This is a genomic window from Actinophytocola sp., from assembly GCF_036402745.1.
Lineage (GTDB): Bacteria > Actinomycetota > Actinomycetes > Mycobacteriales > Pseudonocardiaceae > Actinophytocola.
In genome coordinates, this window is the sequence record NZ_DASWSJ010000305.1 from 1 (window position 1) to 14550 (window position 14550).

Consider the following 14550-nt stretch of genomic DNA (forward strand, 5'->3'; position numbering starts at 1 on the left):
CCCCCCCCCCCCCCCCCCCGGCGACGACCCGCACCCAAAGCAACCGGCCCGCAGCGGGCACAACCAAGCCCGTCCGGCGCTTGAGGACAAGCACGAACCCGCACAAGCGGGCACCACCCGAGGCGCACACAAGCCCGTCCGGCGCTTGAGGACAAAAGGCCGGCCGTCAGGCCCCCACCACCCGGCTAGTGACACGTCGAGATTCAGTCCGTACGCTCCTGAATATGGATATGCACACTGTCGTGGTGGGGACGGCCGGGACCACCGCCGAGGACGTCATCGCCGTGGCCCGGGGCCACGCAAGGGTCGAGCTCGGCGCGGACGCGCGAGACGCGCTCGCCGCCGCCCGCGAGATCGTGGACGCGCTGGCCGCCAAGCCCGAGCCCGTCTACGGCGTCTCGACCGGCTTCGGCGCGCTCGCCAGCCGCCACATCGGCCCCGACCTCCGCGCCCAGCTCCAGCGCAACATCGTGCGCAGCCACGCCGCAGGCATGGGCCCCCACGTCGAGCGGGACGTCGTGCGCGCGCTGATGTTCCTGCGGCTCAAGACCCTCGCCTCCGGGCACACCGGCGTCCGCCCGCAGGTCGCGCAGACCATCGCGGACGTGCTGAACGCCGGGATCACGCCCCTCGTGCACGAGTTCGGCTCGCTCGGCTGCTCCGGCGACCTCGCCCCGCTCTCGCACTGCGCGCTCACGCTCATGGGCGAGGGCGACGCGGAAGGCCCGGACGGGACCGTACGCCCCGCGGGGGAGCTGCTCGCCGCGCACGGCATCGCGCCGGTCGAGCTGCGCGAGAAGGAGGGCCTCGCCCTGCTCAACGGGACGGACGGCATGCTCGGCATGCTGGTCATGGCCCTCGCCGACCTCACCAAGCTCCTCGACATCGCCGACCTCACCGCCGCCATGAGCGTCGAGGCGCTCCTCGGCACCGACCGCGTGTTCGGCGACGACCTGCAGCGGCTGCGCCCGCACCCCGGCCAGGCGGTGAGTGCGGCCCGCATCACCGCGCTCCTGCGGGGGTCGGCCATCGTCGCGAGCCACCGCGGGCCCGACTGCAACCGCGTCCAGGACGCCTACTCGTTGCGCTGCGCCCCGCAGGTGCACGGCGCCGCCCGCGACACCGTGTCCTATGTGGAGACCGTCGCCGACCGCGAGCTGGCCGCCGCCATCGACAACCCCGTGGTGCTGCCCGACGGCCGGGTCGAGTCCAACGGCAACTTCCACGGCGCGCCCATCGCCTACCCGCTCGACTTCCTCGCCATCCCCGTCGCCGACGTCGCCAGCATGGCCGAGCGGCGCACCGACCGGATGCTCGACGCCACCCGCAGCCACGGCCTGCCGCCGTTCCTCGCCCACGACCCCGGCGTCGACTCCGGGCACATGATCGCCCAGTACACCCAGGCCGCCATCGTCTCCGAGCTCAAGCGGCTCGCCGTGCCCGCGAGCGTCGACTCGATCCCCAGCTCGGCCATGCAGGAGGACCACGTCTCCATGGGCTGGTCCGCCGCCCGCAAACTCCGCAAGGCCATCGACGGGCTCACCACCGTGCTCGCCATCGAGCTGCTCACCGCCGCCCGCGCGCTCGACCTGCGCGCGCCGCTGACCCCCGCGCCGGCCACCGCCCGCGCCGTCGCCGCACTGCGCGAGCGGGTGCCCGGGCCCGGCCCGGACCGCCACCTCGCCCCCGAGATCCACGCCGCCGAAGACCTCATCCGAGAGGGAGACCTGCCATGACCAGCCCAGGCCCCCGGCCCGTCCGCGCCGCCCGAGGCACCACGCTCACCGCGAGGAGCTGGCAGACCGAGGCCGCGCTGCGCATGTTCCACAACAACCTCGACCCCGAGGTCGCCGAGCGGCCCGACGACCTCGTCGTCTACGGCGGCACCGGCAAGGCCGCCCGCAACTGGGCCAGCTTCGACGCGATCACCCGCGAGCTCACCACGCTCCGCGAGGACGAGACGCTGCTCGTCCAGTCCGGCAAGCCGGTCGGCGTGATGCGCACGCACGAGTGGGCGCCGCGGGTGCTGATCGCCAACTCCAACCTCGTCGGCGACTGGGCGAACTGGCCCGAGTTCCGCCGGCTGGAGTCGCTGGGGCTCACCATGTACGGCCAGATGACCGCCGGCTCGTGGATCTACATCGGCACCCAGGGCATCCTCCAGGGCACCTACGAGACCTTCGCCGCGGTGGCCCGCAAGCGGTTCGGCGGCAGTCTCAAGGGGACACTCACGCTCACCGCGGGCCTCGGCGGCATGGGCGGCGCGCAACCGCTTGCGGTCACGCTGAACGGGGGTGTCGCGCTCTGCGTCGAGGTCGACCCCGCCCGCGCGCACCGCCGCGTCGAGACCCGCTACCTCGACGAGGTGGCCGACGACCTCGACGACGCGATCCGGCGGGTCGAGACGGCCAAGCGCGAGCACAGGGCGCTTTCCGTCGCGGTCATCGGGAACGCGGCCGAGGTCGTGCCCGAGCTGCTGCGCCGGGGCGTCGACGTCGACATCGTCACCGACCAGACCTCCGCGCACGATCCCTTGGCCTACCTGCCGAAGGGAGTGTCGCTCGAGGACTGGCCGGACTACGCGGCGAAGAAGCCGGACGAGTTCACCGACCGGTCCCGCGACTCGATGGCCGAGCACGTCGACGCGATGGTCGGCTTCCTCGACGCCGGCGCCGAGGTGTTCGACTACGGCAACTCGATCCGCAGCGAGGCCAAGCTCGGCGGCTGCGAGCGGGCGTTCGACTTCCCGGGCTTCGTACCGGCCTACATCCGGCCGATGTTCTGCGAGGGCCGGGGCCCGTTCCGGTGGGCCGCCCTGTCCGGTGACCCCGCCGACATCGCCGCGACCGACCGGGCGATCCTCGACCTGTTCCCGGAGAACGAGTCGCTCGCCCGCTGGATCCGGCTCGCCGGCGAACGTGTTGCCTTCCAAGGGTTGCCGGCCCGGATCTGCTGGCTCGGCTACGGCGAGCGGCACCTCGCGGGCCTGCGGTTCAACGAGCTGGTCGCGAGCGGCGAGCTGTCCGCGCCGGTCGTCATCGGCCGCGACCACCTCGACTGCGGCTCGGTCGCCTCGCCGTACCGGGAGACCGAGTCGATGGCCGACGGCTCCGACGCGATCGCCGACTGGCCGCTGCTCAACGCCATGGTCAACACCGCGTCCGGGGCCACCTGGGTGTCCATCCACCACGGCGGCGGGGTCGGCATGGGCCGGTCCATCCACGCCGGCCAGGTCACCGTCGCCGACGGCACCCCGCTCGCCGCGCGCAAGATCGAGCGGGTGCTCACCAACGACCCTGGCATGGGCGTGATCCGGCACGTCGACGCCGGCTACGACCGCGCCGACGAGGTGGCCGCCGAGCGCGGCGTGCGGGTGCCGATGCCGCATGCCTGACCCGGCAGGAACAACCTCTGCCACCGGCCTGCTGGCCGCGATCGCGGACGTCGGCGTGGACCGGCGGCGCGGCGGCTACTCGCGGCACGGGTTCGACCGGGTCGAGTTGGCGCTGCGCGAGTGGTTCGTCGCGGAGGCCACCCGGCGCGGGCTCGACGTGCGGACCGACCGCAACGGCAACCTGTGGGCCTGGTGGGGCACCCCCGGGCCGGACGCCGTGGTCACCGGCAGCCACCTCGACTCGGTGCCGGGCGGTGGCGCGTTCGACGGGCCGCTCGGCGTGGTCAGCGCGCTGGCCGCGGTGGACCTGTTGCGGGCCAAGGGCTTCACCCCGACGCGGCCGCTGGCCGTGGTCGTGTTCGCGGAGGAGGAGGGTGGGCGGTTCGGCGTGCCGTGCCTCGGCTCGCGGCTGCTCGCGGGCACGCTCGACCCGGACGCGGCGCGGCGGCTGGCCGATCCCGACGGCGTGACGCTGGCCGAGGCCGTGGCGGACGCGGGCCTGGACCCCGCCCGGCTCGGCCGGGACGACGAGGCGCTCGGGTTGGCCGGCCGGTTCGTCGAGCTGCACGTCGAGCAGGGCCGGGGGCTCGTCGACCTCGGCGCTCCGGTCGGGCTGGCGAGCTCGATCCTCGCGCACGGCCGGTGGCGGTTCCGGTTCACCGGCGAGGGCAACCACGCCGGCGCCACGCTGCTGGGAGACCGCCGCGACCCGATGCTGCCGGCGTCGGCCACGGTGCTCGCCGCCCGGCGTGCCGCGTCTCATGTGGACGGTGCGCGGGCGACGGTCGGCCGGCTGGTCCCGAACCCGGGCGGCACCAACGTCGTCGCGTCCACAGTGGACGTCTGGCTGGACGCGCGGTCGGGCGACGACGCGGGGACCCGCGCGGTGGTCGGGGAGATCACCGCCCAGGCGCTGTCGGCGGCCGCCGACGAGGGCTGCGAGGTCGCGGTCACCGAGGAGTCCTACGGCGACACCGTGCACTTCGACCCGGGCCTGCGCGACGAGCTGGCCGGGGTGCTCGGCGACGTGCCGGTGCTCGCCACGGGCGCCGGGCACGACGCGGGGATCCTCGCCGCCCGGGTGCCGACCGCGATGCTGTTCGTGCGTAACCCCACCGGGGTGAGCCATGCGCCGGCCGAGTTCGCGGAGGCGGCGGACTGCGCGGCCGGTGTGGTGGCGCTCGCGGCCGTGCTGGAACGGCTGGCCGGATGAGCGACTACTGGTGCGAGCGCGCGTGGCTGCCGTCGGGCATCCAGGCCGGGGTGCTGGTCCGCGTCTCGGCCGGGGCGATCGTCGGGGTGTCAGCCGCGGAGCCGCCGCCGGACGCGCACCGGCTCGGCGGGCTCGTGCTGCCGGGGTTCGCCAACGCCCACTCGCACGCGTTCCACCGCGCCCTGCGCGGCCGGACCCACGCCGGCGGCGGCACGTTCTGGACCTGGCGCACCGCGATGTACTCCCTCGCCGCCACGCTCGACCCGGACACCTACCACCGGCTCGCGCGGGCGGTGTACGCCGAGATGGCCGCCGCCGGGGTCACGTGCGTCGGCGAGTTCCACTACGTGCACCACCCCGCGGGCGGCGGCCGCTACGCCGACCCGAACGCCATGGGCGAGGCACTGCGCCAGGCCGCCGCCGACGCCGGCATCCGCATCACGCTGCTCGACACCTGCTACCTCGCCGGCGGCATCGGCACCCCGCTCGCGCCCGAGCAGCAGCGGTTCTCCGACGGGACCGTGGAGGCGTGGGCCGCGCGGGTCGGCGCCCAGCGCGACGCGCCGCACGCGCGGGTGGGCGCGGCCATCCACTCCGTGCGGGCGGTGCCGCCGGCCGACCTGCCCGCGGTGGTCGACGCCGCGGGGCAGCGGCCGCTGCACGTGCACGTGTCCGAGCAGCCCGCCGAGAACGAGGCGTGCCTCGCCGCCTACGGCCGCACGCCGACCGAACTGCTGCACGAGGCCGGCGCGCTCACCCCGCGCACCACCGCCGTGCACGCCACCCATCTGTCTGCAAAGGACATCCAGCTCCTCGGCGGCTCGGGGGGCGGCGCGTGCTTGTGCCCCACGACCGAGGCCGACCTGGCGGACGGCATCGGGCCGGCCCGCGAGCTGCTCGACGCGGGCACGCCGCTCTCGCTCGGCAGCGACCAGCACGCCGTGGTCGACCCGCTGCTGGAGGCCCGCGCGCTGGAGCACGGCGAGCGCCTGCGCAGCGGGCAGCGGGGCCGGCTCGCCCCGGCCGAGCTGGTCGCCGCGCTGACCAACCACGCGAGCCTCGGCTGGCCCGACGCCGGCCGGCTCGAGGTGGGTGCGCCCGCGGACCTCGTCGCGCTGCGGCTGGACAGCGCGCGCACCGCGGGCTGCCTGCCGGCGCAGGTGGTGCTCGCGGCCACCGCCGCGGACGTGCACACGGTCGTCGCGAGCGGCCGGGTCGTCGCGGTGGACGGCCGGCACGAGCTGCTGGACGATCTCGGCGCGGTGATCGAGGAGCTGTGGGCGTGAGTGTCGTCATTACCGGGATCGGCGAGCTGACCACCAACGCCGAGCACGACCAGCTGGCGGATGCGGCGATCGTGCTCGACGGCGACCGGGTCGCGTGGGTCGGCCCGGCCGCGGCCGCGCCGGACGCGGACGAGCGGGTCGACGTCGGGGGGCGGGCCGTGCTGCCCGGGTGGGTCGACAGCCACACCCACCTGGTGTTCGCCGGGGACCGGACCGCCGAGTTCGCCGCCCGGATGGCGGGCGAGCCGTACACCGCCGGGGGCATCGCCACCACGGTCGCGGCGACGCGAGCGGCCTCCGACGCGGAGCTGGCCGGGGTGCTGCGCCGGCACGTCGCGGAGGCGCTCGCGCAGGGGACCACCTACCTGGAGACCAAGACCGGGTACGGGCTGACCGTCGCGGACGAGGTGCGGTCGGCGGCGCTGGCGGGACGGGTGGTGGACGAGGTGACCTTCCTCGGCGCACACCTCGTCCCACCCGGAGTGTCCACTGAGGACTACGTGGCGCTCGTGTGCGGGGAGATGCTCGACGCGGTCGCGCCGCTCGTGGGCTGGGCCGACGTGTTCTGCGAGACCGGGGCCTTCGACGAGGACGCCTCCCGCGCGGTGCTCACCGCCGCGGCGGCGAAGGGGCTTGGCCTGCGGGTGCACGGCAACCAGCTCGGGCCCGGGCCGGGGGTGCGGCTGGCCGTGGAGCTGGGGGCGGCCAGCGTCGACCACTGCACGTACCTCGCGCCGGCCGACGTCGACGCGCTGGCGACGTCGGACACGGTCGCGACCCTGCTGCCGGCGACCGACCTGTCCACCCGCCAGCCGCTGCCGGACGCCCGCGCGCTGCTCGACGCGGGGGCGACCGTCGCGCTCGCGTCCAACTGCAACCCGGGCTCGTCGTACACGTCGTCGATGGCCTACTGCGTCACGACGGCCGTGCTGCAGCTGCGGATGTCGGTGGCCGAGGCGGTGCGGGCGGCGACGTGGGGTGGCGCGCGGGCGCTGCGGCGCGAGGACGAGGTGGGGGTGCTGCGCGTGGGGGCGCGCGCGGACGTGCACGTGCTGGACGCGCCGTCGGCGACCCACCTGGCCTACCGGCCGGGCGTGCCGCTGACCCACGCCGTGTGGCGCGCGGGCATCAGGGTTCGCTAGAACACCCAGATTCCCATGGCGCCGACCATGATGATCACGAGGACCAGGATGGTGGCGATGATCGGCCACTTGGGCCGGGGAAGGTCGCTCGGCTCCGTGTCCTCGGCGGCCGGCGGCTCCCACCCCGGCTGCTGGGAGAACGGGTCCGGGCCGAACAGCACCGGGTCCGGTGTCTTGCTCTTCGAATCGGCCATACCCCCATCATCCGCGCCATCGCAAGCGCCCGTTGGTGCCCGCTGGACAACTCGCGGCGGGAAGTCCACCCGACCGGGTGGTCAGGCGCCGACCGTCACCTCGATCTTGGCCGCGGTGTCCACGGCGGCCCGGCCCTCCGCGTCGACCTCGACGATCAGCTCCTGGCCGGCCACCGACAGGCCGGTGACGCGCATCGGGAACCAGGCCGAGAACTCGCTGGCCGGGGTCACGGTCAGGCGCCCGGCCGGCACGTCCGCCTCGAGCCCGAGGGCCGCGCGGACCAGCACCACGCCGGCCGCCGCCGACCAGGCCTGCGGGCGGCACGCGGCCGGGTAGTCCAGCAGCGGGCCCTGCTCCTCCGACCAGCCGCCGTACAGCTCGGGCAGCCGGTGGTTGAACCGCGCGCCCGCGCGCAGCAGGCCGGCCGACAGGGACGCGGCGACCTCGGGGTACCCGGTGCGCGCGAGGCCGTCGATGGCGATGGCCGTGTCGTGCGGCCACACCGAGCCCGTGTGGTAGCCGAGCGGGTTGAAGAACGGGTGCCGCGCGTCCATCGTGCGCAGGCCGTAGCCGCTGTCCAGCGACGGGTCCGCGAGGCGCTCGGCCACGGTCGCCTCCTCGACCGTGGCCAGGATGCCCGTGCCGAGCAGGTGGCCCATGTTCGACGCGATCGTGTCCACCGGGCGGCCGTCGCCGTCCAGGGCCAGCGCGGGGAAGCCGCGGACCCAGAAGCTGTCCCGGAACCGCTCGCGCAGCCCGTCCGCGAACTCGACCGCCTCGTCGTCGCCCGGCCGGTCGAACGCCCGGAGCAGCACGGCGGCGTCCAGCGCGGCGCGGTGCGCGTAGGCCTGCGCCTCGCTCAGCACGATCGGCGGGTCGGCGATCTCGCCCTTGCCGTCCTGGATCGAGTCGGCCGAGTCCTTCCAGCCCTGGTTGGCCAGGCCCTCGCCGGTCCAGTCCTCGTAGCTGAGGAAGTGGCCGTCGTGGGTGAGGATCCAGTCCAGCGCCCGGCGCATCGGGTCGAGGAGCGGCTCGACGTCCTCGGCCGGCAGGCCCCAGCGCCACGCGTCGTGCAGCAGGCTGATCCACAGCGGCGTGGCGTCGATCGTGCCGTAGTAGCAGGGCGGCAGGCCCGGCTGGCGCGGGACGCCCGCGGGTAGCTGGCGGACCTCGTGCGGCATCTTGCCCGGCGCCTCGGCGGTGACCCGGTCGTGCTTGGTGCCCTGCCGGCGGGCCAGCGTGCGCAGCGTGCCGAGCGCGAGGTCGGTGCCGACGGGCAGGGTGAACCGCGCCGCCCACAGCGAGTCGCGGCCGAACAGCGTGAAGTACCAGGGGGTGCCGGCGGCGGCGAAGCGGTCCTGCGGCGCGGCCGGGTCGGCGAGCAGCAGCGCGCGCAGGTCGGCGAGGCCGGTGCCGACCATGCGGTCCAGCTCCTCCTCCTGGCTGTCGATCGAGAGCAGGCCGAACAGGCGGCACGCCGGCGCCTGGACCACGGCGTTGTCGGTGGCGGCCGCGGCGGCGAGGGTGAGCGTGACCTCCTTGGCGCTGCGGGACGGGATCCGCACGTCCCACTCCAGCAGCACGTGGTCGGCGCCGAGCGTCACCCGCTGCGGCTTGGAGTCGGCGGTGAGCGTGGTGGTGCAGGAGCCCGACCGCCACACGGCCAGCGCGTCCTCGTCCTCGGCCGGGGCCACCGGCTCGGTCGGCCCGCCGGAGCGGACCGCGAGGATCGGCGCCAGGTCGGTGCCCAGCCGCGCGCTCACCGTGGTGACGATCTCCACGCGGGCGTCGTTGACCAGCTCCAGCGTCTCGTGCAGCCGGTCCGCCTCGACCCGGCGGAACCGCTCCAGCCGCACGGTCGGGTCGCCGATGGGGTCGCCGAGGCCCATGACCGCGCCGACGAAGTGCAGCTCCGAGGAGGAGTCCCGCAGGTGCGCGACCGGCTCCGGCTGCTCGCCGCCGACCAGCACGACCAGCTCGGACAGGTGCCGCACGTCGGCGACCAGCCAGCCCTGCGCGCCGAGCGGGCGCAGCTGGCCGTCGGTGTCCGACAGCGCCGCGGCCGGCGCGCAGACCGCGGTGGCGAGCTCGTGGGTGAACATTCGCTTCATTCCTCGTCCCATCCTGGAGCGGCTCCGGGCGTAGGTTGGCCATCATGGAGTACACCCAGCTTGGCCGCACCGGCCTGTCCGTGTCTCGCCTTGTCCTCGGGACAATGAACTTCGGGCCCGAAACGTCCGAAGAGGACAGTTACGCGATCATGGACAAGGCGCACGAGCACGGCATCAACTTCTTCGACACCGCGAACGTCTACGGGTGGCGCAAGGGTGAGGGCGTCACCGAGCAGATCGTCGGCCGCTGGTTCGACCAGGGCGACGGCAGGCGCGAGCGCACCGTCCTCGCCACCAAGCTCTACGGCTCGATGGGCGACTGGCCCAACGAGACCCGCCTGTCCGCGCTGAACATCCGGCGCGCGGCGGACGCGTCGCTGCGCCGGCTCAAGACCGACTACATCGACCTCTACCAGATGCACCACGTCGACCGGACCACGCCGTGGGACGAGATCTGGGAGGCGTTCTCCGTCCTGCGCCAGCAGGGCAAGGTGCTGTACTTCGGCTCCTCGAACTTCGCCGGCTGGCACCTCGCGCAGGCGCAGGAGGCCGCGCGGGACCGGCACCTGCTGGGGCTGGTGAGCGAGCAGTCGATCTACAACCTGCTCACCCGCTGGGTCGAGCTCGAGGTGCTGCCCGCCGCGCGGCACTACGGCATCGGGGTGATCCCGTGGTCCCCGCTGCACGGCGGCCTGCTCGGCGGCGTGCTGCGCAAGCAGCGCGAGGGCGGGGCGTCGCGCAGCAACAGCGGCCGGTCGGCGGACTCGATCACCGAGCACCGCGACGCCATCGAGGCCTACGAGAAGCTCGCCGCGGACCTCGGCGTCGACCCGGCCGACCTCGGGATCGCGTGGCTGCTGCACCAGGAGGGCGTGACCGCGCCGATCATCGGCCCGCGGACGCTGGAGCAGCTGGAGGGCTCGCTGCGGTCGGTGGACATCAAGCTCGACGCGGACACGCTGGCGAAGCTCGACGAGCTCTTCCCGCCGCCCTGCCCCAACGGCGCCAAGCCCGCCCCGGAGGCCTACGCCTGGTAGATCCTGTCCGTGGGACAACGAAAGACGCCCTCGATGCCTCGTCGGCACCGGGGGCGTCTCGCGTCGCATAAGGGTCAGTCGTCGTCCTCGTCGTCGCGGGCCAGGTAGGTGGCCAGGCGCTCGACGGCGGTCTCGAACTCGGGGTTGGCGTCGACGAAGTCACGCATCTTCGCGGCCAGCCAGGCCAGCGTGACCTCGTCGGCGCCGCGCCTCTCCTCGAGCTCCTCGAGGCCTCGGTCGGTGAAGTACATGCCTCAGGCGAACGCCTTCTCGATGATCTCCCGCTGCTCCACCTCGTGCACCTTGCCGGACCCGGCCGACGGCGCGGCCATCACCCGGCGCGACACGCGCGTGAGGCGCGGGACCTCCGGGAAGAGCTCCGGCAGGTGCAGGCCGTAGAACGGCCACCCGCCCTGGTTCGCCGGCTCCTCCTGGACCCATCGCACGTCGGTGGCACCGGAGTAGCGCTCGAAGATCGCGCCGAGCCGCCTGACCGGCACCGGGTACAGCTGCTCGATGCGCACCAGCGCGACATCGGTGAGCCCGCGCTTGTCCCGCTCGGCGGCCAGCTCGTAGAACAGCTTGCCGGACACCAGCAGCACCTTGCGCACCGCCGACGGGTCGGTGACCTTCGGGTCGTCGATGATCGCGTTGAACCGGGACTCCTCGGTGAAGTCGGCCACCGAGCTCACCGCGGCCTTGTTGCGCAGCATCGACTTCGGCGTGAACACCACCAGCGGCCGGGCCACCCCGTCCAGCGCGTGCCGGCGCAGCAGGTGGAAGTAGTTCGCCGGCGTCGACGGCACCGCCACGGTCATCGAGCCCTCGGCGCACAGCTGCAGCCAGCGCTCGATGCGGCCCGACGTGTGGTCCGGGCCCTGGCCCTCGTGGCCGTGCGGCAGCAGCATCACGACGTCCGAGCGCTGGCCCCACTTGGCCTCGCTGGAGGAGATGTACTCGTCGATCACCGACTGCGCGCCGTTGACGAAGTCGCCGAACTGCGCCTCCCACAGCACCAGCGCGTCGGGGTTGGCCACCGAGTAGCCGTACTCGAAGCCCAGCGCCGCGTACTCGGAGAGCGCGGAGTCGTAGACCATGAACCGGCCCTGGTCGTCCGAGAGGTTCTGCAGCGGCAGGTACTCCCGGCCGGTCTTGCGGTCCATGATCACCGCGTGCCGCTGGACGAACGTGCCGCGCCTCGAGTCCTGGCCGGAGAGCCGGACCAGGTGGCCCTCCAGGTTGAGCGAGCCGAACGCCAGCAGCTCCGCGAACGCCCAGTCGATGCCGCCCTCGCGGGCCATCTTGGCGCGCCGCTCGAGGACCGGCTTGACCCGCGGGTGTGGCGCGAAACCGGCCGGCAGGTCGACGTGCGCGTCGGCGATCTTCTCCAGCACCGCCTGGGTGATGGAGGTGGGGAGCTTGGCCGGCACCTGCTGCTCGGCCTCCACCGACGGGCTGGGTGCGGCCGGGTGCTTCTCGAGCTCGCGCACCTCGTTGAAGACGTGCTCGAGCTGGCTGGAGAAGTCCCGCAGGGCCTTCTCGGCCTCGTCGACGGAGATGTCGCCGCGGCCGATGAGCGCCTCGGTGTAGGTCTTCCGCACGCTGCGCTTCGCGTCGATGATGTCGTACATCGCCGGCTGGGTCATCGAGGGATCGTCGCCCTCGTTGTGGCCGCGGCGCCGGTAGCAGACCATGTCGATGACGACGTCCTTGTTGAACGCCTGCCGGTAGTCCATGGCCAGCTGGGCCACCCAGTAGCACGCCTCCGGGTCGTCGCCGTTCACGTGGAACACCGGCGCCTGGATCATCTTGGCCACGTCGGTGGCGTACTGCGACGAACGCGAGTGCTCCGGCGCGGTGGTGAAACCGACCTGGTTGTTGATGATGACGTGCACGGTGCCGCCGGTGCGGTAACCACGCAGCAGCGCGAGGTTGAGCGTCTCGGCGACCACGCCCTGGCCGGCGAACGCCGCGTCGCCGTGCAGGGCCACGGGCAGCACGGTGAAGCCGGCGCCGCCCTTGTCGAGCAGGTCCTGCTTGGCCCGGACGATGCCTTCGAGCACGGGGTCGACGGTCTCGAGGTGCGACGGGTTGGCGGTGAGCGTGACCTTGGTCTCGCCGTCGCCGAACATCCGGAAGTACTTGCCCTCGGCGCCGAGGTGGTACTTGACGTCGCCGGAGCCGTGCGCCTGGCCGGGGTCGAGGTTGCCCTCGAACTCCTGGAAGATCTGCGAGATCGGCTTGCCGACGATGTTGGCCAGCACGTTGAGCCGGCCGCGGTGCGGCATGCCGATGACGACCTCGTCGAGCTCGTACTCGGCGGCCTTGTCCAGCACGGTGTCCAGCAGCGCGATGACGGACTCGCCGCCCTCGAGGGAGAACCGCTTCTGGCCGACGTACTTGGTCTGCAGGAAGGTCTCGAAGGCCTCGGCCGCGTTGAGCTTGGACAGGATGTACTTCTGCACGGCCTGCGGCGGCTTCTCGTGCCGGACCTCGACGCGCTCCTGGATCCAGCGGCGCTCGCTCGGGTCGAGGATGTAGGTGTACTCGACGCCGACCGTGCGGCAGTACGAGTCGCGCAGGACGCCCAGGACGTCGCGCAGCTTCATCCGCTCCTTGCCGGCGAACCCGCCGACCGGGAACTCGCGGTCCAGGTCCCACAGGGTGAGGCCGTGGGACAGGATGTCGAGGTCCTCGTGCTTGCGCTGGCGGTAGTTCAGCGGGTCGACGTCGGCCATCAGGTGGCCGCGGGTGCGGTAGGTGTCGACGAGGCCGATGACGCGGGTGGTCTTGTCGATCGCGCCCTCGGGGATGTCCTCGACCCAGCGGACCGGCTCGTAGGGCAGTCGCAGCGACGTGAAGATGTCGTCGTAGAAGCCGTCCTCGCCGAGCATCAGCTGGTGGACGCGGCGCAGGAACTCGCCGGACTCGGCGCCCTGGATGATGCGGTGGTCGTAGGTGGAGGTCAGCGTGATGATCTTGCTGACGCCCAGCTCGACCAGCGTCTTCTCGCTCGTGCCCTGGTACTGCGCGGGGTACTCCATCGCGCCGACGCCGATGATGGCGCCCTGGCCCTTGGTGAGGCGGGGCATCGAGTGGTTGGTGCCGATCGTGCCCGGGTTCGTGAGGGAGATCGTGGTGCCGGCGAAGTCGTCGGTGGTGAGCGCGCCGTTGCGGGCCTTGCGGATGATCTCCTCGTAGGCCTGCCAGAACCGCGTGAAGGTCATGCCCTCGCAGTTCTTGATCGACGCGACGACCAGGGTGCGCTCGCCGTCCTTGCCGGGCAGGTCGATGGCGAGGCCGAGGTTGACGTGCTCCGGCTGGATCACCACGGGCTTGCCGTTGGCCTCGCCGTAGTGCCGGTTCATGTGCGGGTAGTCGGCGAGCGCGCGCACCAGGGCGTAGCCGATGAGGTGCGTGAAGCTGACCTTGCCGCCGCGCGTGCGCCGCAGGTGGTTGTTGATCACGATGCGGTTGTCGAACAGGAGCTTGGCCGGCACCGCCCGCACGCTGGTGGCGGTGGGGATGGTGAGCGAGATCTCCATGTTCTTGGCGATGGCCGCCGCCGCGCCGCGCAGGGGCTTGACCTCTTCGCCGTTGTCGTCGGTCTTGGGCGGCTCGGTCTTCTTCGGCGTCTGTTGCGCGGTCTTCTGTTGCGTCGCCTTCTGCTGTGCCGTCTTCTGTTGCGCGGTCGTCGCCGGCTCGGCCTTCGCCGGCTCGGTCTTCGTCGGGGCCGGGCCCGGCTTGGCCGGTGCCTTGGTGGTGGCTCGCTGGCCGTTGGCCGACGCGCCTTCGGTGGTGCCCGTTTTGGCCGTTGTGGGCTTGGTCACGGTGGTGGTGTCGGTCGCCGCCTTCTGGGCCTGGGTCGCGACTCGCTGGGTCGGCTTGTAGTCCGCGAAGAAGTCGTGCCACGCGGAGTCCACGGACGACGGGTCAGCGAGGAACTGCTCGTACATCTCCTCGACGAGCCACTCATTTGGGCCGAACTGCGACGCAGGGCTGCTGCTGGACACGGCAGGCACTCGCCTCTATCTATCTCGATCTGTTACTGAAACGCTGCTTGTTCAGGCTAGTCCCCCGGCTCAGTCGCGTGTGGCCGACTCAACCGGTGACGGGCAGGTCACATGGGGGGTCGATGACGCCGACGCTGGCCCCCCGGTGGAACTGTCGCC

At 73.0% G+C, this 14550-nt stretch carries 10 protein-coding genes; 6 read left to right on the forward strand and 4 right to left on the reverse strand.

Features of this window, described 5'->3' with window-relative positions; genetic code table 11:
- Positions 1 to 224: 224 nt before the first annotated feature.
- From hutH to hutI, 5 genes are read left to right on the forward strand one after another with little or no spacing between them, the layout of a single operon-like run.
- Positions 225 to 1736 carry a histidine ammonia-lyase gene (hutH, locus tag VGD70_RS28435; RefSeq protein ID WP_331086677.1) on the forward strand — a complete coding sequence of 504 codons (1512 nt, stop codon included), beginning with the start codon at positions 225 to 227 and terminating at the stop codon, positions 1734 to 1736.
- Complete coding sequence (hutU, locus tag VGD70_RS28440; protein ID WP_331086679.1) at positions 1733 to 3394, forward strand: urocanate hydratase; 1662 nt, start codon at positions 1733 to 1735, stop codon at positions 3392 to 3394. Before hutH ends, hutU begins: the two co-directional genes overlap by 4 nt.
- The gene (locus VGD70_RS28445; protein ID WP_331086681.1) at positions 3387 to 4607 is read left to right on the forward strand and encodes an allantoate amidohydrolase; all 1221 of its coding nucleotides are present in this window, start codon (positions 3387 to 3389) and stop codon (positions 4605 to 4607) included. Before hutU ends, VGD70_RS28445 begins: the two co-directional genes overlap by 8 nt.
- The gene (locus VGD70_RS28450) at positions 4604 to 5893 is read left to right on the forward strand and encodes a formimidoylglutamate deiminase (protein ID WP_331086683.1); all 1290 of its coding nucleotides are present in this window, start codon (positions 4604 to 4606) and stop codon (positions 5891 to 5893) included. Before VGD70_RS28445 ends, VGD70_RS28450 begins: the two co-directional genes overlap by 4 nt.
- Positions 5890 to 7035: an imidazolonepropionase gene (gene hutI, locus VGD70_RS28455; RefSeq protein ID WP_331086685.1), complete on the forward strand. Its 1146-nt coding sequence runs from the start codon at positions 5890 to 5892 to the stop codon at positions 7033 to 7035. Before VGD70_RS28450 ends, hutI begins: the two co-directional genes overlap by 4 nt.
- Here hutI and VGD70_RS28460 read toward each other — a convergent pair.
- Together VGD70_RS28460 and VGD70_RS28465 are read right to left on the reverse strand one after the other, a co-directional pair.
- Complete coding sequence (locus VGD70_RS28460; RefSeq protein WP_331086687.1) at positions 7032 to 7229, reverse strand: hypothetical protein; 198 nt, start codon at positions 7227 to 7229, stop codon at positions 7032 to 7034. The two genes, hutI and VGD70_RS28460, sit on opposite strands and share 4 nt — an antisense overlap.
- Before the next feature lie 81 nt (positions 7230 to 7310).
- Positions 7311 to 9341, reverse strand: a complete 2031-nt coding sequence (locus VGD70_RS28465; RefSeq protein WP_331086689.1) for a glycogen debranching N-terminal domain-containing protein — start codon at positions 9339 to 9341, stop codon at positions 7311 to 7313.
- 44 nt (positions 9342 to 9385) lie between these two features.
- Between VGD70_RS28465 and VGD70_RS28470 the strand changes: the two genes are divergently transcribed.
- Positions 9386 to 10378: an aldo/keto reductase gene (locus VGD70_RS28470; protein WP_331086691.1), complete on the forward strand. Its 993-nt coding sequence runs from the start codon at positions 9386 to 9388 to the stop codon at positions 10376 to 10378.
- Positions 10379 to 10452: 74 nt separating this feature from the next.
- Here VGD70_RS28470 and VGD70_RS28475 read toward each other — a convergent pair whose 3' ends face one another.
- Both VGD70_RS28475 and VGD70_RS28480 read right to left on the reverse strand, forming a co-directional pair.
- Positions 10453 to 10629, reverse strand: a complete 177-nt coding sequence (locus VGD70_RS28475; protein WP_331086693.1) for a DUF6104 family protein — start codon at positions 10627 to 10629, stop codon at positions 10453 to 10455.
- 3 nt (positions 10630 to 10632) lie between these two features.
- Entirely contained in the window at positions 10633 to 14391 is a 3759-nt protein-coding gene (locus VGD70_RS28480) for a multifunctional oxoglutarate decarboxylase/oxoglutarate dehydrogenase thiamine pyrophosphate-binding subunit/dihydrolipoyllysine-residue succinyltransferase subunit (RefSeq protein WP_331086695.1), read from the reverse strand.
- Between the last annotated feature and the right edge of the window lie 159 nt (positions 14392 to 14550).

Excerpts from the sequence above, each read along its gene's own strand:
- hutH (WP_331086677.1), top strand. The coding sequence starts at position 225 with ATGGATATGCACACTGTCGTGGTGGGGACGGCCGGGACCACCGCCGAG.
- hutU (WP_331086679.1), top strand. The coding sequence starts at position 1,733 with ATGACCAGCCCAGGCCCCCGGCCCGTCCGCGCCGCCCGAGGCACCACG.
- VGD70_RS28445 (WP_331086681.1), top strand. The coding sequence starts at position 3,387 with ATGCCTGACCCGGCAGGAACAACCTCTGCCACCGGCCTGCTGGCCGCG.
- VGD70_RS28450 (WP_331086683.1), top strand. The coding sequence starts at position 4,604 with ATGAGCGACTACTGGTGCGAGCGCGCGTGGCTGCCGTCGGGCATCCAG.
- VGD70_RS28460 (WP_331086687.1), bottom strand. The coding sequence starts at position 7,229 with ATGGCCGATTCGAAGAGCAAGACACCGGACCCGGTGCTGTTCGGCCCG.
- VGD70_RS28465 (WP_331086689.1), bottom strand. The coding sequence starts at position 9,341 with ATGAAGCGAATGTTCACCCACGAGCTCGCCACCGCGGTCTGCGCGCCG.
- VGD70_RS28470 (WP_331086691.1), top strand. The coding sequence starts at position 9,386 with ATGGAGTACACCCAGCTTGGCCGCACCGGCCTGTCCGTGTCTCGCCTT.
- VGD70_RS28475 (WP_331086693.1), bottom strand. The coding sequence starts at position 10,629 with ATGTACTTCACCGACCGAGGCCTCGAGGAGCTCGAGGAGAGGCGCGGC.